13 protein-coding genes and 1 tRNA gene are annotated in these 21226 nt (G+C 37.7%); 13 read left to right on the top strand and 1 reads right to left on the bottom strand.

The annotated features are described in order from the left end of the window. The 9 genes from sov to NOV28_RS06705 all read left to right on the top strand — a co-directional run bounded on the left by sov (position 1) and on the right by NOV28_RS06705 (position 16284). A complete protein-coding gene (gene sov / locus NOV28_RS06745) occupies positions 1-7068 on the top strand; it encodes a T9SS outer membrane translocon Sov/SprA (RefSeq protein ID WP_305119999.1) in 7068 nt (2355 codons plus the stop codon). 120 nt (positions 7069-7188) lie between these two features. Further along, positions 7189-7854: a GTP cyclohydrolase I FolE gene (gene folE, locus NOV28_RS06740; RefSeq protein ID WP_255928939.1), complete on the top strand. Its 666-nt coding sequence runs from the start codon at positions 7189-7191 to the stop codon at positions 7852-7854. An 81-nt stretch (positions 7855-7935) separates the two neighbouring features. Further along, complete coding sequence (cysS, locus tag NOV28_RS06735; protein ID WP_255928937.1) at positions 7936-9402, top strand: cysteine--tRNA ligase; 1467 nt, start codon at positions 7936-7938, stop codon at positions 9400-9402. Between the two features lie 192 nt (positions 9403-9594). Beyond that, positions 9595-12252, top strand: a complete 2658-nt coding sequence (locus NOV28_RS06730) for a 4-alpha-glucanotransferase (RefSeq protein WP_255928935.1) — start codon at positions 9595-9597, stop codon at positions 12250-12252. A 282-nt stretch (positions 12253-12534) separates the two neighbouring features. Continuing rightward, positions 12535-13473 carry a hypothetical protein gene (locus tag NOV28_RS06725; RefSeq protein WP_255928933.1) on the top strand — a complete coding sequence of 313 codons (939 nt, stop codon included), beginning with the start codon at positions 12535-12537 and terminating at the stop codon, positions 13471-13473. A 112-nt stretch (positions 13474-13585) separates the two neighbouring features. After that, positions 13586-14086 carry a hypothetical protein gene (locus NOV28_RS06720; protein ID WP_255928931.1) on the top strand — a complete coding sequence of 167 codons (501 nt, stop codon included), beginning with the start codon at positions 13586-13588 and terminating at the stop codon, positions 14084-14086. Positions 14087-14193: 107 nt separating this feature from the next. Next, complete coding sequence (locus NOV28_RS06715) at positions 14194-15174, top strand: glycosyltransferase family protein (protein WP_255928929.1); 981 nt, start codon at positions 14194-14196, stop codon at positions 15172-15174. Positions 15175-15267: 93 nt separating this feature from the next. Beyond that, entirely contained in the window at positions 15268-15675 is a 408-nt protein-coding gene (locus NOV28_RS06710) for a DUF4890 domain-containing protein (protein WP_255928927.1), read from the top strand. A gap of 99 nt (positions 15676-15774) precedes the next feature. Next, positions 15775-16284 carry a ferritin gene (locus tag NOV28_RS06705; protein ID WP_255928924.1) on the top strand — a complete coding sequence of 170 codons (510 nt, stop codon included), beginning with the start codon at positions 15775-15777 and terminating at the stop codon, positions 16282-16284. A gap of 53 nt (positions 16285-16337) precedes the next feature. Here NOV28_RS06705 and NOV28_RS06700 read toward each other — a convergent pair whose 3' ends face one another. Beyond that, positions 16338-19490: a UvrD-helicase domain-containing protein gene (locus tag NOV28_RS06700; RefSeq protein ID WP_255928922.1), complete on the bottom strand. Its 3153-nt coding sequence runs from the start codon at positions 19488-19490 to the stop codon at positions 16338-16340. 90 nt (positions 19491-19580) lie between these two features. Here NOV28_RS06700 and rpsU point away from each other — a divergent pair, with 90 nt between their 5' ends. From rpsU to NOV28_RS06680, 4 genes are all read left to right on the top strand, one after another. Next, positions 19581-19778 (top strand): 30S ribosomal protein S21, encoded by a 198-nt coding sequence (gene rpsU / locus NOV28_RS06695; protein WP_255928920.1) that lies wholly within the window; start codon positions 19581-19583, stop codon positions 19776-19778. Between the two features lie 80 nt (positions 19779-19858). Next, on the top strand, positions 19859-20749 hold the full coding sequence (locus NOV28_RS06690; protein ID WP_255928918.1) for a tyrosine-type recombinase/integrase: 891 nt from the start codon (positions 19859-19861) through the stop codon (positions 20747-20749). Further along, positions 20746-21036: an HPF/RaiA family ribosome-associated protein gene (locus tag NOV28_RS06685; RefSeq protein WP_255928916.1), complete on the top strand. Its 291-nt coding sequence runs from the start codon at positions 20746-20748 to the stop codon at positions 21034-21036. Before NOV28_RS06690 ends, NOV28_RS06685 begins: the two co-directional genes overlap by 4 nt. Before the next feature lie 102 nt (positions 21037-21138). Continuing rightward, positions 21139-21212, top strand: a tRNA-Thr gene (locus NOV28_RS06680). Positions 21213-21226: the final 14 nt, after the last annotated feature.

Genomic DNA, 21226 nt, shown 5'->3' with positions numbered 1-21226 from the left:
TTGGAGAAGAATAATTTTTTTCAGAATCAATTTATACTTTTAGTAATCCTGTGTTTTTCATTTGCCAGCATCAGTGCACAGGTAAAACCTGCTGATAGTTCCTCTGTAAGAGAAGATTATTCCTTGCCCAATCCTATCCGATATGATGCCTTCTATGACGTGGCTAGCGGAAGGTATTTTCTTTACCCCAAAGTAGGAAATATAGTGGTGGGAAATCCCATATCTATGTCGGTTGCAGCATATCATCAATATATGCTCACCAACCAATTGAGTGAATATTACAAAGAAAAATCGGCTATCAATAATATCGGCTACCGAAAAGACCAAACGGATGCCCTGAAAAAAGGACTTCTACCCAGTGTAAACATCAAAAACAAACTCTTCGAATCCATTTTTGGTGGGAATAAAATTGAAATTATTCCTCAAGGTTTCGCCTCTTTCGACATTGGCGGATTATACCAAAAAATAGATAATCCACTGATTTTACCGCAAAACAGAACCAGTTTTGCGATTGATATTCAACAAAGAATTCAATTGGGATTATTGGGTAAAGTAGGTGAAAATCTGCAACTTAAAGCCAACTATGACACTCAAAGTGGTTTTGCCTTTGAAAACCGGATGAATTTAGTTTGGCAAGCAAAAGGAACGTGGAAAGACTTGCAAACCAAAGGTTTAAATGATAAAACAACCGGTGGCGAAGACAAAATCATCAAAAGGGTAGAGTTCGGTAACGTGAATATGCCGCTTTCTACCAGTTTAATCCGAGGTTCAGAATCGCTTTTTGGTTTGAAAACTGAATTTCAATTAGGGAAAACGACCGGTACTTTGGTATTCTCACAACAACAAGGGGAATCCCGAACTATAGTTGCACAAGGCGGTGGCGTGATGAACACATTCAAACTCAACGCGATTGATTACGAAGACAACCAACACTACTATCTCGGTCATTACTTCCTCAATTCTTATGACAATGCGCTGCTCAATTATCCTCAGATTAATTCCAGAGTCAGCATCACAAGAATTGAAGCGTGGGTGCTTGATCAGGGTTCTGGGAATCTTCAGGACCAGAAAGGAATTCTCGGAATCCGAGATTTGGGAGAAGGAATTTCCGGATATCCGGACAACTCGCAAAATAGTTTGTATCAAGGGATTACAGGTCTTGGAGCGGGAATCAGAGATGTCAATACGGCGTATAATGCCATCAACGGACAATCGTTTCCCAACGCGAATGGTTCTCCTGAAAATTATTCCGATGGCGAACAATTCATCTTCAACAGAAAAGCCAGAAAACTTACCCAAAGCGAATTTACCTATCATCCACAGTTAGGGTATATTTCATTGAACCAAAGATTGAATGATAACCAACTTTTGTTGGTCGCTTATACCTATACCTTGAACGGAGATAGCAAAGTGTATAAAGTTGGGGAGTTCTCCGAAGAAAGCCCGGTTTTGATTACTAAATTATTGAAATCGAATACCAAAACTACGACCACGACGCCGATGTGGGATTTGATGATGAAGAATATTTATTCTTTGAATTCGAACCAGATCAATCAGGACGGATTTTTATTAAATGTCTATTTAAGAGATGCCCAAAACGGAAAGGTGAATTACCTTCCGGGAACGGCGGTGCAGGACACCAATCTCCTTAAATTATTCAACTGGGATCGCCTGAATATGAATAACGATTTACAGCAAAATGGCGCTTCCACCGGAGACGGTATTTTCGATTTTGTGAACAAGATTACCATCGATCCTGAAAACGGAAAAATTATTTTCACCAAAGCGAAACCTTTTGGAGTGTATCTGCAAAACGTTTTGGGAAGCAGCGATCCTAAATTTGTCTTCAATGATTTGTATGATAAATTCAAAAACGTAGCTTCGGAAAACCGTTTGGCTTTGGCTTATACCTTAGAAGGTCGTTTTAAAGGCTCGCAAGGAACCGGAATTTCTCTTGGGGCAATCAATGTTCCTCAAGGTTCTGTGAAAGTAACCGCCAATGGAGTTCAACTTCAGGAAGGAGTCGATTTTACTGTAGATTATATGCTCGGAACGGTGAATATCATCAATGAAGCAGTGAAACAATCCGGACAAGCCATCAATATTTCTCTTGAAAATCAATTAACCTTCAATACCCAAAGAAAAAGATTCTTGGGATTGAATTTAGAAAGAAAATTTAATGAGCATTTGACGGTCGGTGGTACTGTGGTTAATTATTCTGAAACTCCTTTAACTCAAAAAGTAAATTTCGGACAAGAGGCGGTGAACAATACCATGGCGGGTTTTAATATTCTATATAATAACGAGCTGCCTTTCCTTACCCGATTGACGGATAAAATCCCATTAGTGAATACCGAAGCGCCTTCCAACCTAAGTTTTATGGCAGAAGGAGCCTATCTGATTCCGGGACAAAACAAAGGAATCGGTGACCAATCTTATATCGACGATTTCGAACAGAGCACCTCGAAAATTTCTTTGAAAGAACCTGCAATGTGGAGCTTAGCTTCCAAGCCGGAACACAATCCCGAACCTGTTTTCTCGAATGCCAATGCCAATGACGACTTGTCTCACGGCAACGGAAGAGGTTTGCTGACTTGGTACAATATCGATCCAAGGTTTTATGGAATTGGAGGAAAAGCACCGAACGGAATTAATGCTGAAGCGTTATCCAACCACGCTTCCCGCAGAGTGCAAACCAAGGAACTCTACAATTCCAGAGATTTCGTGGCGGGCGAACAACTTTATACCAATACTTTCGACATTACCTATTTCCCAAATGAAAGAGGTCCGTACAATGTGAATCCGAACAATGAAACCACCCAAGAAAGATGGGCAGGTTTGATGAGACCTATCACCGTATCCAATTTCGTAAATTCAAATATTGAATACGTTGAATTTTGGATGATGGATCCGTATGCTGATGGTAAAAACTTAGGTGCCAATCCGAAATTATTGCTGCAATTAGGAAATGTTTCCGAAGATGTGTTGAAAGATGGAAAATTACAGTACGAAAATGGATTGCCAACTCCAAATATACCGGCAAATACTACGACGACCAACTGGGGAACTCAGCCGAACCAATTCCCAATTTTGTATGCTTTTTCTACGGAAAATGAAGAAAGAGCCGCACAAGATTTAGGGTATGACGGCCTTGATGCACAAGGTGAAAGTGCAAAATTCGGAACTAATTTTATCAATCCGGTGACAAATACGCCAGATCCTGCATCCGATGATTTTGTGTTTTACCTTTCAGATCAGTTCCAAGGTGCGCAAGCTTCATCACTTTTGGAGCGCTACAAATATTTCCGTGGTCCCGAAGGCAATTCCCAAAGCAATTCATTGGAAGTAGCCACCCAAACTCCGGATGCGGAAGATGTAAACCGCGACTACAACCTGGACCAAAGTGAAAACTATAACCAATACAACATCAATCTGGATAAAACTAGTCTTACTTTAGGACAGAACTTCATCGTGGATGAAAAAGTAGTAGAAGCAAAATTCCAAAATGGGCAGACTTCATCCAACAAATGGTATCTTTTCCGTGTTCCGGTTTCTCAATTTGTTACCGATGCCGGAGATCACGATCCTGCGGTTCTTAACAATGTTCGTTTTGCCAGAATTTTATTAACAGGTTTTGATCAAACTTCAACCCTGCGTTTCGGAACATTGGATTTGGTAAGAAGTGATTGGAGAAAATACACCAAAGATATTGCAACAATCAACACTGATACAGAAGGCGTGAACGTGGTCAACAATGACAACCTGGATGTTGGAAGTGTAAACCTTGAAGAAAACGGACTGAACAAACCGCCATATGTATTGCCACCGGGAATCGAGAGACAAGTTCTTAGCGGAAATGCTGGTGCGCAAAGACAAAATGAAGCATCTCTATACATGAAAACCGCACCAATTGAACCTAAATCTTCAAGAGGAGTTTTCAAAAATGTAGCATTGGATATGCGCAGATACAAAAAATTAGAACTTTTCGTACATGCTGAAGATGTAAGAGCTGGAGCACAAAGCAATGGCTTGGATGCGGATGCGAAATTCTTTATCCGTTTTGGTAGCGACGCAACCGATAACTACTATGAATACGAAACTTCATTAACCTATACGCCGAAAAATGCAACTTCACCACTCGAAATCTGGCCGACAGACAATACCGTGAATTTGGAGGTTCAGAATTTCATTGATGCAAAACTTAGAAGAGACCAGAATTCTTCTGTAACCATCGATCAGAGAACTGAAGACTTGGATTATGGAACTTTGGATCCTAATAAAAAAATCTTTATCAAAGGTAGACCGAGTTTAGGAAATGTGACCACCATTATGTTAGGGGTTCGCAACAAAAGTGTTTCCACGACTAAAGAGTTGGTACTTTGGGTGAATGAAATCCGACTTTCGGAAATTGAAAACAAAGGCGGTTATGCCGGAAATGCAAGTGTCAACTTCAACCTCGGAGATTTTGCTACCGTTAACGCGAATGGATCATATTCTACCATCGGTTTCGGCGGAATTACCCAGAAACCTTCCGAGAGAGCACAGTCTACACTTTCAGCATTCACCATCAATACGACCGTAAATGCGGATAAATTATTGCCTGAAAAAGCGGGAATGAAGATTCCTGTCAACTATTCCTATACCCAAACCATCGAAGATCCTAAATACAATCCGCTGGATAATGATGTAACTTTCGAAGAGGCTCCGAATAAAGCGGAACTGAAAAAAGTAACCAGAACTTATACCCAGCAAAGAAGCATCGGAGTGGTAAACATGCGAAAAGACCGTATGAATCCTGACAAAAAACCGAAGTTCTATGATGTAGAAAACCTTTCTCTTACTGCGGTGTATAATGATGATTATTATCGCGATGTATACACCAAGAAAAACTACCGCCAATATTTGAGAGGATATATTGATTACAATTATTCATTCAAACCGTGGGTGTTGAGACCGTTCAACAAAATCGTGAGCGATACCGCAAAATCTTATAAGTATTTAAGATTCATCAAAGAAGTTAATTTTAATCCAATTCCTACCAGATTATCGTTCCGAACTGAAATCGATAGAAATTACAACGAACTTGAATTCCGAAATATCGAAGCGATTCTTAATGGAAATTCCAACCAGAATTTTGATGTCATCAGAAACCGAAACTTCTATTTTGGGTGGCAATATGGTTTAACATTCAATTTTACCAAATCATTGAAGTTGGAAATCAATTCCGCAATGAGAACTCTGAATGATAATTTGAACGTCAACGAGATGAACAACAAGTCGATTTTCGCTAATCCATTGCGAGCGGGAAGACCGGTTTTATACAACCATCGCGTACAGCTGAATTATAAATTCCCGTTCGAGTATCTCCCATACCTTGATTTCATCAACGCGGAACTTGGGTACGGATTTACTTATAATTGGAACGCGAGAAGTACTGTGATGACAAGCTTCGTCAATCCAGAAACCAACGCGGCCGAAAGTTTGGGAAGTATCGGACAAAACACCAACAATATCGTGGCGACTTCTACTGTGGATGTTCCGAAATTCTTCAGCAAGTTTAAGTATTTCCAGAAAATCAATACCACAATGCAAAAACGCAAAAGGGAAATTGATTCCCTGAATAATGCATACAACTTGGTATGGCAGAAAAAAAACTCTAAGAAAACGTTTAAAAGCTATAAATTTAAAAACAAACTGAATCCGTTGCAAAGTATTGCTTTCGCTTTAACCTCGGTGAAGCAACTCGATATTTCTTACAATGAAAACAATGGAACGGTGCTTCCAGGTTTGCTCTCTGCGCCGAATTGGTACGGATATGGACAGACTTTAGGTGGACCAACTTATGGATTCCTTTTAGGTTCTCAAGCGGATATCAGAAGAACTGTTATCGAAAACGGCTGGCTTTCGAATTCTGCTTATATGAACGATGCCTACACCCAGATGAAGAACCAAAACTTCCTGGCCAACGTACAAATTATGCCGGTTAATGATTTCAGAATTGATCTGAACGTGTTGAAAAACTACAACAGCAATTTTGTACAAGGTGGTTATAATGTGGATGCTGATTCTAACCCAGCCAATGGATTCCAACTTTCATTCGGTACCGATATGATTACCTATTCGAAAACCGCATGGACTTTCAATACTGCTTTTGTTGATGGGAAAACCATTTATGATAACATGTACGAAAATGCCAAGCAGATTTATCTTCAGTCCGGCGGTGTTTATAATGAAGCCGATTTCGCCAGCGGAAAAGGTTTGGGAGATGCGTATGTATTAATTCCGGCGTTTCAAGCAGCGGTAGAAGGGAAATCGGTTAACGGTAAACTTTCAGATCCTAAAAAATCAGGGTTCCCACTTCCGAACTGGAGAGTGACCTATTCAGGACTCAAAAATATCCCGATCGTCAACAGCCAGTTCTCGAAATTTGATATTCTGCATTCTTACAGTTCTACTTATACCGCATCGGGAATTCAATCGAGTGTAGATTTCTATAACATGCAGAACAATGCTACGGCTCCGCAAACTGATGCTTTCGGAAATGAATTCAATCGTTATACATTCTCACAAGTAGGCTATGTGGAAGCTTTTGCGCCGTTGATTGGTGCTGATGTTACCATGAGAAACAATATGCAGTTCCGGGCGCAATACAACCGCGACAGAATGTTTATGCTTGGATTGGTAAACCATACCTTAACCGAAGATGTGGGTAAAGAATACATTCTCGGATTTGGATATATCATCAAAGATTTAAAACTGAAAATGAATTTCAAAGGAAAAGCAAAAACCATCAAAAGTGACCTTAATATCCGCGGTGATTTCTCCTTGAGAGACAGCCAAACCAGAATCACTAATATTTTACAGAACGATTCGCAGGTTACTGGTGGACAAAAAATGATGAGCATTAAGCTTTCCGCAGATTATAACATGTCGCAGAATTTCAGTTTAAGATTCTTCTACGATCAGTTGCTCACCAAATACAAAATTTCTACCGCGTTTCCGCTCTCTACCATTCGGGCGGGACTCACAGCGACCTTTACTTTCGCTGGAAGTGGCGGCGGATTTTAAAAATAAAAAACTCAGGATTTCGGTTCTGAGTTTTTTTTTGTGGCAAAGATGCGCTCACCTCTTAATTCTTTATCATTTTAAAAAATTAAATCCCTAATTTTGTCTTTTTATTAAAGAGATATGAATCAAGAGATTGATAACGACGACGATCTGTTCACCGGAAAAGACCATACTCCGCTCCGAGCTGATGCTTTCGAGAAAACGCCTCAGGAAAAAATTGAAATTATCCAACAACATTTTCATCAGATTATGGAAACTTTAGGGATGGATATGACCGACGATTCCCTGAAAGATTCCCCGAAAAGAGTGGCGAAAATGTATGTGAACGAAATTTTCGGAGGGCTTCTTCCAGAAAATAAACCCGGAATTTCCACGTTTTCCAATAAATACAAATACCGCCAAATGCTGGTGGAAAAAGACATCACCGTCTATTCTTTCTGCGAACATCATTTCCTACCGATTATCGGGAAAGCGCATGTAGCTTATATTTCTAATGGCGAAGTGATCGGACTTTCCAAAATCAACCGATTGGTCGATTATTACGCAAAACGTCCTCAAGTTCAGGAAAGATTGACGATGCAGATTGTGGATGCGCTGAAACAAGCGTTGGGAACCAAAGATGTGGCCTGTATCATCGATGCGAAACATCTCTGCGTGAATTGTCGCGGCATCAAGGATACCGCAAGCTCAACAATTACCGCAGAACTCAGTGGCATTTTCAGAACGAATCCTATTACCAGACAAGAATTTTTGCATTACGTAGGAAGCCACGCTAAATTCGACTAAGCGACAAGGATTCAATTAAAAAATAAGAGCTAAGATTCTATTTTTTTAATCCTTCAATTTTTAATCTTTTAATTTTAAATAATGGAACTCAAAATATACAACTCGCTTTCCGGCGAAAAGGAAATCTTCAAACCCATTCACGAAAAAAATGTCGGGATGTATGTTTGTGGACCTACCGTTTACAGCAATGTACACCTCGGAAACGTGCGTACTTTTATGTCTTTTGATTTTATTTATCGTACGCTCATGCATTTGGGTTACAAAGTACGCTACGTAAGAAACATCACCGATGCTGGTCACCTCACCGATGATGGCGATGTGGATAACGACCGTTTTGTGAAGCAATCGCGCCTCGAAAAGCTGGAGCCAATGGAGATTGTACAAAAATATACCGTCGATTTTCATAAGGTTTTGGATACTTTCAACCTACTTCCTCCAACCATCGAACCTACAGCGACCGGACATATCCTCGAACAAATCGAACTTACCCAAAAATTACTCGATAAAGGTTTTGCCTATGAAAGCAATGGTTCCGTGTATTTCGATGTGTTGGAATACAACAATAAAGGCTTGAATTACGGAGAACTTTCCCGAAGAAATATCGAAGAACTTTTCGCCAATACTCGCGATCTCGATGGACAAAACGAGAAGAAAAATCCACAAGATTTTGCACTTTGGAAGGCGGCTTCTCCGGCTCATATCATGCGTTGGAACTCGCCTTGGGGTGAAGGTTTTCCTGGTTGGCATTTGGAATGTACCGCGATGAGCACGAAATATTTAGGTGAAAAATTCGATATCCACGGCGGTGGAATGGATTTGAAATTTCCACATCACGAATGTGAAGTGGCTCAAGGTAAAGCATGCAACGGTACCGAACCCGTAAATTATTGGTTACACGCGAATATGCTCACCATGAACGGACAAAGAATGAGCAAATCTACCGGAAATTATATCCTTCCGATGGAGCTCGTTTCTGGAAACAACGATTTTTTTGAAAAACCTTTTCATCCAACGATTGTGCGATTTAATTTTCTGCAAGCGCATTACCGCAGTGTTCTCGACATTTCGAATGAAGCGATGGTTGCAAGTGAAAAAGGTTTTCAACGATTGATGGAAGCGATGAAGATTTTAAGCCAAATTGTGCCTTCAGGTGCGCAAGAATCTTCATTTAATATTAATGATTGGAAAGAGAAATGTTATGCCGCATTAACCGATGATTTCAATTCTCCGATCTTGATTGCGCATCTTTTCGAAGCGGTGAATTTTATCTTTAAATTAAAAGATGGAAAAGAACAAATTTCTGCTTCGGATTTGGAACTTCTGAAATCTCAGATGGAAAGTTTTGTGTATGAGGTTTTAGGGCTTCAAAATATTGAAGAAAACAATAATGAAAAACTCGACCAAACTTTGCAAGTATTGATTGAACTGAGAAATCAGGCGAGAAAAGCAAAGAATTTCGAACTTTCAGATCAAATTCGTGATCGCTTGTTGGCCGAAGGAATCGAACTGAAAGATGGCCGAGACGGAACGACGTATTCTTTGAACTAAATTTCGTTTTTATCCTATTTTAAAACCTTTTCAGCGCTTCGCTGGAAAGGTTTTTTTGTGTCCAGAGCGTTCGGGTTCGTAAATATTTGTAAATCAACAAATAAGCTATTGAAATAAATTTCACTTTTAACGGTTTAATTGGTTTTAAAAACATAGAATTTTCCTAAATTGCAACTCAAATTAAAGCCTTTTATGAAACTTTATTTCAATATTAATTTCAGAACGAACCTGGGCGAAAAAATTCAGGTTCTCATCATGGAAGAAGGAAGCGAAGATAAAATCCATCTTTTGCAATACATAGATAACGGAAATTGGCAAGCTGAGGTTGATTATTTTTCGAAATCGATCAGCTACAAATATCAAATGGTGAATGAATACGGCGATATTCTTCAAGAGGAATTTTCACTTCACCACCTGAATTTTCCGCATCAATACACCGAATTTGCGATTTATGATGCTTGGAATTCCAAAAATTTCCCTGAAAATTATTTGAACAATAAAATCCTTAAAAATAAATTAAGCGGTTTCAAAGCGGAGAAAGCTTCGGTATTGAAGAAACACACGCATTTGTTCCGTCTGGAAGCTCCGATTTACCAAAAAAACTGGCAAGTGGTTTTGCTCGGAAATTGTGAAGCTTTGGGAAATTGGGAATACCCGAATGCGGTTCATATGCTTCAAACCGATTTCGGAATCTGGGAGGCAGCGGTAGAATTACCTGCAGACCAATTGATTCAGTATAAATACGCGCTTCTGGATATTGAAAAAGGAGAGGTTTTCGACATTGAATATGGTGCAAACCGATGGGCGGTTTCTAATCCGGATAAAAATACTTTGCAAATTAAGGCGGATCATTATTTCCGTTTCAAAGGTTTCGAAATGTACCACGCGGCGGGTGTTGCTGTTCCGGTTTTCGCATTGAGATCGGAAAATGGTTTTGGAGTGGGAGAGTTTTCTGATTTGAAAATGCTTGCCGATTGGGCGAAAGAAACTCAACTTTCTATTCTTCAGATTTTACCGATTAATGATACCACTGCAAATTATTCATGGACAGATTCCTATCCTTATGCTGCGATTTCGGTGTATGCACTTCACCCGCAATATCTATCGATTGCTCAATTGGAATATTCATTACCGAGCGATTTAGTTGAAGAGTATAATGCGCAAAAAGACGCGCTTAATGCATTAAGTTTAATCGATTACGAACAAATGATTTCCGGTAAATGGAAATTTGTGAAAGCTGTTTTCGATGCGCATCAAAGCGAAATTTTGAAAGACAGAAACTTCAAAAAATTCATTAAAGATAACGAAGAATGGCTTTTGCCTTATTCCGCTTTCTGTGTACTTCGCGATAAATACAATACGCCAAACTTCAACGATTGGAAAACTCATAAAAAATATATTGCTGGTAAAATTGCCTCTTTTTTCTCGTCGAGCAGTAAAGATTTTGCTCCCGCGATGTTGCATGCGTGGGTTCAGTATCAACTTCATTTGCAACTGAAAGAAGCGATTGATTATACACACGGTTTAGGAATTTCAGTGAAAGGAGATTTACCAATCGGGATTTACCGTTATTCTGTGGAAGCTTGGACCGAACCTGAACTTTTCGGAATGGATTTCCAAGCTGGTGCACCGCCTGATCAGTTCACCGATTTGGGACAAAACTGGGAATTCCCGACCTACAATTGGGAAGCGATGAAAGAAGATGGTTACCGCTGGTGGAAAAACCGTTTCAAAGCATTGGAACAATATTTCGATGCGATGAGAATTGATCATATTTTAGGTTTCTTCAGAATTTGGAGAATGCCGATGAGCGCTACACAAGGGATTTTGGGATATTTCTATCCTGCAGTTCCTGTAAGAACCGAAGAGTTTTACCACCGACATATTCCGTTTGATGACTACAGATATTGCAAACCTTTTATTAATGATCAAATTCTTTGGGATTTCTTCGGTGATGAAAGAGATGCGATCCAGCATCAATTTATGAACAATCATTTCAATGGGACTTATTCCTTTAAAGAAGAATTCGATACCCAACGAAAATTGGTTGATTATTTTAAAGAAAATCCTCATCCTTGGGCAGAAAATCAATTGATTTCTTTGGCCGCAAACGTGCTTTTCTTGAAAGAAGAGACTGAAAACGGCGAAACAGTGTATCACCCAAGATTTAATATTGATAAAACTTCTTCATTCAAATATCTTGCAGATTGGGAGCAGCGTGCGATTTATGATTTGTATGTTGATTATTTCTTCAAGCGACAAGACGGACTTTGGTACCAAAAAGCAATGGAAAAACTTCCGATGATTTTGAACGCAACTGATATGCTGATTTGTGGCGAAGACCTAGGTTTGGTACCCGATTCGGTTCCTGTGGTGATGGATCAACTCGCGATTACCGCATTGAAAGTTCAGCGAATGCCGTCGGATGATATCTTATGGTACAACCCGAAAGACGCAGGTTATATGAATGTAGTGACGGCAAGTTCGCACGATAGTTCAACCCTTCGCCAATGGTGGCATGAGGACAGAAACCTCACTCAGCAATATTTTAATCAGCAATTGGGACAACAAGGAGGAGCTCCTCAAAATTTGGAACCTCACTTAGCTGAAATTATTATGAAGCAACATCTTTATAATGATGCGATGTTAGCGATTTTCCCGATTCAGGAGTTTTTGGCGACGGATAGTGAGTTGGCGAATCCGAATATGGATGAAGAAAGAATCAACAATCCGGCAGTTTTTCCACATTATTGGAGATATCGAATACATTTGAACCTAGAAAGCCTGATGTCGAAAGATGAATTTAACCAAAAAATTGCAGGTTGGGTAACCGATTCGAACAGAGCATAAAGAATTTTGAAAATTTTTATGAAATAAATAAATCTTTTTTTTTTAAATTATTGAAAAAAAGAAGTTCATAGAGCAAAATTTATATTTACTGAAAATCAGTGATTTACATATTTTTAAAAGGAAGTTGAAACTGAGGTTTTAACTTCCTTTTTATTTTAGCATCAAAGAAACAGAAATCTTATGTAGTCCTTTTGTAGAAGGGGTTTCGGGGGATTTTAAAATTAAAATTTGGCACACTTTTCTAATGTTCTTTATTGAACAATTAAAATAAGTTTAAATAAAATGAAAAAAATACTTTTTGGAGTTTCGGTGTTTTTTGCAACATTGATTTCCGCTCAGAACTATCCGGATTATTATCCAACCAATGGTAACAATGGTTACTATGGTGATTATGATGACGAATATTACTTCCCGGATGATTATTATTACCAATATCCAGCTGATTATTATACCAGTGATTTGTATCAAAACTATTATAATGATTATCAAAAAAGCATTTATGATGTAAACTGGAACCGTTTTTTTTCAGCGTACAGGCTTTCACCATGGCAGATTCAGCAAATTGTGATGTTGAATGATCGCTTTCCAAGTTATTCTGCATGGAGTTCCTATTACCGCTACAACCCGGATCGTTGGTATTATGACCGATTCTATGAATTGGAAAGAATCTTAGGGTCAAGAGTTTATGTGATTTTTCAGAATAATTATTACAATGGTTACAACCCTGTGAATTACTGGCGAAACTACAGAAGACAACATTATGTGAATTATGTTTACATCGTTCCGAAATACCGAAATATCAACATCAACCGATATAAAGTGGATAGAAAGGTGTATCATCAAAACAATCCGAGAAGCAATTTCGGATTTAAAGATACTCCAAGAACAGGAAACGGAAATTGGAACGCTACTCCTAGAAACAATAATGTGAGAAACGAAGGTTCTTTACAAAACAACAATGGAAATAAAGGTTTGCGTGAGGGAACAACTCTTGGAAATACGCCAAGAACCCAAAACAGCGGTACAAGAAATGAAGTAAGAACCAATTCGAACAGCCAATCCAATTCCGGTGGTTTTAGAAATAATGATGCTGAATTGAGAAATTCCGCTCCAGAAAGAAAAATAGAAAGCAATAACAAGGGTTTTAGAAACCAAGCTCCAGCAACCTCTGCACCGAGAAGTTCGACCAGAATTTCAGGACAGAGATTTACCTCTCAATAATATAGTTTTTTTAGTGTTAGTAATGAAAGGAGTGGCTTCGAAGGAAGTCGCTCTTTTCTTTTTGGCACGATTATGGGAAATATAACAACGTAACAACTTTAAAAAAAATAAAATGAAAAAGTTAATCACCATATTAAGTTTAGGAATGTTTTCCTTAGGTTTTTCGCAATCAGCGTATTATAACGATTATCAAAGAAGTATCACTGATGTCAATTGGCAAACTGTTGCAGCGAATTTATTATTAAGCAACCAGCAAAAGGCAGATTTGTTTGCATTAAATAACCAATATCCTGATTATTATTCATGGAACAGAGTATATGCAAATAATCCTGACCAATGGAGAACCGATCGATATACTTCCATCCAAAGAATTATGGGAACTGAAAAGTACACCAAATTCAAAAACAAGTATTACAAAGGACAAAATCCGGTAGCAGTTTATAATCGAAATAAAAACAATTATAAAAGCACCCAAGCTAAAAAATACAAAACCATTCAGACCAAAAAAAATGCACAAAATAGCAAATCAATGTCTGAATATAACAGAAGAAAACAAGCGGGTGACCAAAGCCACCTTCATATAAAAGGAAACAACGGTAAAAATAAAAAATAACCGATCGAAAGGAGTTCATTCAAATGAGCTCCTTTTTTGTTTTACATTTATGTTAATTTTAATTGGAAAATAAGCAAAGGAAAGCTATAAACTGTAATTTTGGAAGGATGAAAATTCTATACGCACTCCAAGGAACCGGAAATGGGCATGTAAGCCGAGCCAGAGAAATACTTCCGTATCTGAAACAGCACGGTGAAGTTGACATTCTCATCAGTGGAACTCAAGCTGAAGTGGGACTTCAGTATGAAATTCAATATCAATTTAACGGTTTTGGATTTGTTTTTGGCAACAAAGGTGGTGTCGATTTTGGGGAATCCTGGAATCGGTTTCACATGAAGCAGTTTTTTAATGATGTTAAAAATCTCCCCGTGCATCAATATGATTTGGTGATTAATGATTTCGAACCGGTTTGTGCATGGAGTTGTAAGTTGCGCGGCAAAAAATCAGTAGCAATGAGCCATCAGTCGGCTTATCTTTCACCGAAAACACCACAGCTGAAAGGATTCCATTGGGGGAAATTCATCATGAATCATTATGCTCCTGCGCAAAATCATGTAGCTTTTCATTTTGAAAAATACGACGATTTCATCCATACACCGGTGATCCGAAGCGAGATCCGCCAACAAATTACCGAAAACAAAGGTCATTATACCGTCTATCTTCCCGCATATTCGGATGAATTTATTTTACAGCAAATCAGGAAAATTCCTCATGTGCAATGGCATGTTTTTTCGAAACATTCTTCCCAGCATTACCAAAAATTCAACGCAGAAGTTTTTCCAATTGACAATACACTTTTCCAAAAATCATTAGCAAGTTGCGAAGGTTTCCTCACCGGTGGTGGCTTCGAAGGTCCTGCTGAAGCGCTTTTTATGAGGAAAAAAGTTTTAGCAGTTCCTATGCATCATCAATATGAACAGCAATGTAATGCTTTATCCCTCGAAAAAATGGGAGCTCCTGTAATCTGGAAAGAAGCAGATTTTTCAAAAAAACTGAAAGATTGGGTGGATTCCGACCATCAAATCATTGTAGATTTCCCTAATGAAACTGAGGAAATTGTAAGAAACATGATCCGAAAATACCGTTGATTTCTTTTTTAACATAAGTTTATGATTGCAAAATTTAACATGTAACCGTTATTGGTATCAAAAAACCAAATAACAACATATAAATATTTACACATGAAAAAAATTGTTTTAAGCGCAGCTTTTGCTGTAATAGGAACTTTCGCGATGGCTCAACAATCCCCACAAATGCATAAAAAAGATCCTGCACAAATGGAACAAAAAAGAGCAGAAAAAATGCAAGAATTGAAAACAGAACTGAACCTTACGGATGCACAGGTAGCACAAATCAAATCTTTGCACGAAAAGAGAATGGCGGAAAGAAAAGAAAATGCTCCAAAAATTCAGGCAGAAAGAAAAGCTAAAATGGAGCAAATGAAAGCGAAAAAAGAGCAATGGAACGCTGAAATGAAGCAAATTCTATCTCCTGAACAGTTTCAAAAATGGCAAACCAAGCAAAAAGAAAGAATGCAAAATATGCATCACAAACAAATGAAAAAAATGCCTGCAAAGGCCGATTCATAATTTTAGTTTTTTTTTAAAGAGAGCGGAGAATTTATTTTTCCGCTTTTTTTTGTGCACTATCCCCGAATTAATTATATTTGATAAAAAGACAACTTAATTATGATTAGTACAAAAATTGGAGATTTGATTAACGAACAAATCGCTAAAGAACAATACGCAGCACATTACTATCTTTCTATGTCCGCATGGTTTTCTGCCAGAGATTTGGATGGAATTGCCAATTATTTCCGGATTCAAAGCAAAGAAGAGTTGATGCACGCCGATAAAATGTTTGATTACTTGAATGATGTAGGCGGAGACATTATAATTGGGGAAATCCCGAAACCACCTCATGAATTTGCGAATGCGATAGATGTTTTCGAGAAAGCACTAGCACACGAAAAAATTGTAACAAAAAGTATTTTCAATATCCTTAAAAATGCTAATGAAGAAGGCGATTTTGCTACCGTTTCTTTCTTGCAGTGGTTTGTAAATGAGCAAGTTGAAGAAGAAGCCAGCGCGTCTCAACTCGTAAGCAAAATTAAAATGGTTTCCGACAATCCTTCCGCACTATACCTCTTCGATCAGGAGCTCGCACAAAGGGTTTTTAACCCAAATCCGGCGAATTAATAGAAAGGAAAATTATAAAAAATCCTGCTGCAACTCCTTCGCAGCAGGATTTTTTATACATATACAATTTCTGTTTTCAGAACTTTTTTGCCGAGTTTTTCCAGAACGGTTTGGTACTCGTCGATTTGGATTTGGTGTTTTTCCTTCTCGTCGCCAGTCTTGAAATCGAGGATAATGAAGCCGTTTCCGGTGTCGATTAATCGGTCGGGTCTATAGATTTTGGAGTCGCCGTTTTCGGAAATCATGAGGTCTTTTTCATTAATCACGACTTGATTTTCTACAAAATATGCTGAGTATTTTTCGTTTCTGATGATTCCAAAAATTCTTTCGCTGATTGCAGTTTTCTCTTCATTCGTGATGATTCCATCCAAAAGATAAGCTTCCAGAGTTTTCTCAACATCTTTTTCGGAGTTTATTTGGGCTAAAATTTCATGGGTGAAAATTCCGATTCTCACTTTTTCCATTCGGTTTTGATAATTTTTCGATGGTGTAGCAATTTTCACGGCTTCTGGATTGGCTTTTTTTCCGGTTTTAAAAACAATCGGTTGAGTCAGTAGGTTTTTCTTCTCGTCCTTTTTTTGTTTTTTTAAACTTTCTTCAGAAACTTCGTACCAATCGAAAGAAGAAATTTCTTCCCCAGATTCATCTTTCGGAATTTTAGGCTCTATAAAATCATAAATTTCCAAATGATTTGCTGTTTTATTAGGCTTTTCAATATAGAAAAACAGTTGTTCCACCGCCCGCGTCGTCGCTACATATTGCAAACAAAACCGATCGATTTTATTTTGGTAGATATTTTCTTGATTAAATTTGGCCATATCTTCATCATAAACTTCCAGTTCTTTGCTGAAAGAATCAATGTTCACCGCTGCAAGTCCATTTTCAGGATCAATATCGAGCCAGTTGGTGAATTTTCCGTCTTTATTTTCGTTTTCCATTGGAAGCATCACCACCGGAAATTCCAAACCTTTGGCTTTATGAATCGTCATTAAGCGTATCGCATCTAGGTTTTCCGATGCTTGAATGGTGTTTTTCTGCGCTTCTTCGTCCCAATATCTAATGAAATCTTTCAGGGTTGAACCGGCGTTTTGCGAATAAGCGTAAAGCATTTCCAAATAATTGAAAAGAAAATCGGTTTCTTTCTGCTGCACTGAAAATTCCTGAAGAAAATGTTCCACGAAATTGTACAGATTGAGCTGCAGCAAACCGTCGTTGCTCAGTTGCAGATCATATTTTTCGGCAAGAAGCACTTGTATTTCCTGCTTGTTTTTTAATGAAATAATTTCCATGATTTCCGAGCTGAAATCTTTCATTTCAATTCTGCCTAAAACTTTTAAATAATAAAGCATTTTCACCGGAAACTGAAGATTTTTAGGATCTTCTTCCCACCTTAAAAATTCCGTTAAAGCCAATAAAGTTGATGAAAGATTCAGTGTTAATCCCGATTCCGAGATGGTTTTGATGTAATCTTCTTTGCCTTGATAATTAATTTTCAAGTTACCAAGCAATTGGGAAAAATTAAAAATGTCAAAATTTCCGCGACAGAGAATGGTGATATCGGAAAGCCGGAAACCGTTATCCAGACAACTTTGAATATCTTTTTGCATTTTCTCAACCACTTCTTCGTAATAGATTTTTTTCGTTGCATTTTCAACCAAATTGATGCGAACTCGACCTTTAAGATTAGATTTTGCAATTTGATGTGAACCGATTCCAAAGATATTTCGGTGCGAATTATTGGTAAATTCGGAAAGATATAAATAGAGTTGGTTGTTGAAATCCACAATGTTCTTCGCGCTTCGCCAGTTGTGTTCTAGATTTTCGAGTTCGGCTTTAACCAGAGAATTTTCATTCTTATTAATTATATCGAGCATCAGTTGTGAATCTCCACCACGAAAACGATAAATACTTTGTTTTGGATCGCCGACCAACGTAAAACTCATTTCGTCCGAAGAAACGGCGTGATCTCGTAGCGGAATGAAATTTTGCCATTGAAGCGATGAAGTGTCCTGGAATTCATCAAAAAAGTAATGAGAAAATTTTGTCCCCACTTTTTCATAAATGAATGATGAAGGCTCCTCACGAAGGTTTTCATGAATTAAAATATTGAATTTGGAAAGCAAAACCAGATCATTTTCTTCCTCAATAATGGCGAGTTGATCTTGGATGTCTTTGTTTACTTTTAAAGGAAGAATGGCTCCTAAGATTTTTTTCTGTTTTTGTGATTTGATGTGATTTAGAATTATTTTCTTGCGACTTTCGAGCAAAAAATCGAGGATTTCGAGGATTTCTGATTGGCGTTTTTTGCCTTTTGCGGAAGCGCCTTTCAATATTTTATCCACTCGGGTTTCTTCTTGCTCGATGGTTTCGTAGATTAATGGAACTTTTTTGTCCATGAATTTTTTGAAAAAACCACCAATTCCGTTGATTCCATCTGCAAAATCACCAATTTCGAGATTTTTCTCGTCTAATAAATTCAAAACGGATTCTGCTATGTTGATGGAATCTTCACTCAAAAATTTAATGCTTTTGCGAAGGTTTTCCTTTGATTTTTCATAGACTTCCCAATTGAAACCTTTGTTGTCATTCAACTTGAAATAATGTTTATCCTGAACATATTCTTTGGCAGAATCGTACAGACTTTTGTTGAGGTTTACCCTTTCATTATTGTCTAAATTATAATTTACAAAATCCATGAACGCTTCAGAAATATTATTTTCGCTGCCAATATTTTCCAGCATTTTGTCTACAGCTTCCATTAAAAACGGTTCCGCATTGATTTCGAGGTTGAAATTTTGCGCCAATCCCAATTCATAAGAAAAGCTTCTCACCAAGCGCGAATTAAATTTGTCAATCGTTCCGATATTCAGGGTAGAGTAGTTATGGAGCACGTAATCGAGAATTCTTTTTGATCGTTCGTGCAGGTCTTTCAATGGAATACGATGTCCTTGATCTTCAAGTTTCGTTTGAATATTTTTCAAATCCTGATTGGTTTCATAGGAATCTGCCGAAAAATTTTTCAACCATTCGATGATTCGGTGTTTCATCTCATTGGCTGCTTTATTGGTAAAAGTGAGCGCAAGGATATGTCTTATTTTATCCGACTGCGACGGGTATTTCAGGCATATCGCCAAAAGGTTTAGCACTAAAGCATAGGTTTTTCCGGAACCCGCGGAAGCATTGATGACGGTATAGTTTTTTTGCATCGTGAGAATAAATTGAGTTTAAAAATAAAGAAAAAATTTGTCATTTAGAAAAAAAATATTACTTTTGCAGTCCAAAATGAGATGTAAATTATGTTAATAATCCCAGTAAAAGATGGCGAAGCTATCGACAGAGCGTTAAAAAAATACAAAAGAAAATTTGATAAAACAGGAGTTGTAAGAGCTTTAAGAAGCAGACAACAATTCATTAAACCTTCTGTAACATCAAGACAAGCTAAATTGAAAGCTGCTCACAAACAAAGAGGTTTGAGCAGAGACGAACAAGCTTAATCAACATTTTCTTTAGAAAATACTTCAATCACTTTTCAAATACCTATATTTGAAAAGTGATTTTTTGTTTTTATACCATCATGATAGAACGATTTCTCGAATATATTGCTGTAGAAAAGCGCTATTCTCCTCATACTTCGATAAGCTATCGGAAAGATTTGGAAGATTTTACATTGTTTCTCCTCGAGACCGAGGCTCATCAAGATTTCACAAAGGTGGATAAAAAGGTGGTGCGCAATTTCATGATGGACCTTACGGAGAAAAAACTTTCTAAAAGATCCATTAACCGAAAGCTTTCCAGTCTTAGGAGTTTTTATCTTTTTCTTTTGAAAATAGGAGAAATAGAAGTTTCGCCGATGGAGAATATTACTTCTTTGAAATTTTATGCGGAAAAACAAATTCCCTTTTCCCAAGAGGAAATGAGTAATCATCAACTTCCGGAATTTCAGCCGAAGAAAAAAAGTTTATTAAAAGAAGTGATCATTGATTTGCTTTACCAATCCGGAATTAGAAAAGCGGAATTGGTGAACCTGCTCATGGAAAACGTAGATTTCAGTAATATGGAAATCAAAGTGATCGGAAAAGGAAATAAAGCACGAATAATCCCGATTTCTGTTGGTCTTGCAGAGAAGATGGAAGCTTATTTAAAGGAGCGCAAACCTCTGAAAGACCACGATATATATTTTTTCATTAATGCAAAAGGAAAAAAACTGAATGATAAATTTGTTTATTCAGCAGTTAATTCCTACCTTAGTCTTGTAACTTCAAAGAAGAAAAAAAGCCCCCATATTTTGAGACATAGTTTTGCAACACACGTCTTGGAGCATGGGGCTGAAATTTCTAAAGTGAAGAAGATCATGGGACACTCGTCGCTTGCGTCAACGCAGGTTTACACCAGTTCCAATATCGAACAATTAAAAAAAGTTTTTAACAATGCTCATCCACGAGCGAAAAAAAATGTAGAGTTATGAAAATTTCAGTACAGTCAATGGGATTGACACCACACGCACCGCTTGAAGAATATATTGAAAAGAAATTAAGCAAACTGGATACTTATTATGATAAAATTGTAGAATGTAAAGTTTACCTGAAAGTGGAGAATAAATCTGATAAAGAAAACAAAACAGCTGAGATTATTTTGGCAGTTCCAGGTGATGATATTGTAGTAAAGAAGACGACTTCAAGTTTTGAGGAAAGTTTAGATCAATGTGCTGAAGTTGCTAAAAAGCTGTTAATCAAGAAAAAAGAACTCGCGTAAAAAAAAATATAAAAAAAATTAAAAAATAATTTGTGGATTTCAAAAAAACTCCCTTATATTTGCACTCGCAAAAAGAGATAAGCGTTCTTTTGAAATCTATTTGCCTCCATAGCTCAGTTGGCTAGAGCAGCTGATTTGTAATCAGCAGGTCGTGGGTTCGAGTCCCTCTGGAGGCTCATTTTTGTAAAAA

The organism is Kaistella montana, assembly GCF_024436175.1.
Lineage (GTDB): Bacteria > Bacteroidota > Bacteroidia > Flavobacteriales > Weeksellaceae > Kaistella > Kaistella montana.
This window is presented reverse-complemented; position numbering and strand designations above follow the sequence as displayed.

Bases quoted from the DNA above. Each gene is read 5' to 3' on its own strand.
- folE (WP_255928939.1), top strand. From the start codon at position 7,189: ATGAATCAAGAGATTGATAACGACGACGATCTGTTCACCGGAAAAGAC.
- cysS (WP_255928937.1), top strand. From the start codon at position 7,936: ATGGAACTCAAAATATACAACTCGCTTTCCGGCGAAAAGGAAATCTTC.
- NOV28_RS06730 (WP_255928935.1), top strand. From the start codon at position 9,595: ATGAAACTTTATTTCAATATTAATTTCAGAACGAACCTGGGCGAAAAA.
- NOV28_RS06725 (WP_255928933.1), top strand. From the start codon at position 12,535: ATGAAAAAAATACTTTTTGGAGTTTCGGTGTTTTTTGCAACATTGATT.
- NOV28_RS06720 (WP_255928931.1), top strand. From the start codon at position 13,586: ATGAAAAAGTTAATCACCATATTAAGTTTAGGAATGTTTTCCTTAGGT.
- NOV28_RS06715 (WP_255928929.1), top strand. From the start codon at position 14,194: ATGAAAATTCTATACGCACTCCAAGGAACCGGAAATGGGCATGTAAGC.
- NOV28_RS06710 (WP_255928927.1), top strand. From the start codon at position 15,268: ATGAAAAAAATTGTTTTAAGCGCAGCTTTTGCTGTAATAGGAACTTTC.
- NOV28_RS06705 (WP_255928924.1), top strand. From the start codon at position 15,775: ATGATTAGTACAAAAATTGGAGATTTGATTAACGAACAAATCGCTAAA.
- NOV28_RS06700 (WP_255928922.1), bottom strand. From the start codon at position 19,490: ATGCAAAAAAACTATACCGTCATCAATGCTTCCGCGGGTTCCGGAAAA.
- rpsU (WP_255928920.1), top strand. From the start codon at position 19,581: ATGTTAATAATCCCAGTAAAAGATGGCGAAGCTATCGACAGAGCGTTA.
- NOV28_RS06690 (WP_255928918.1), top strand. From the start codon at position 19,859: ATGATAGAACGATTTCTCGAATATATTGCTGTAGAAAAGCGCTATTCT.
- NOV28_RS06685 (WP_255928916.1), top strand. From the start codon at position 20,746: ATGAAAATTTCAGTACAGTCAATGGGATTGACACCACACGCACCGCTT.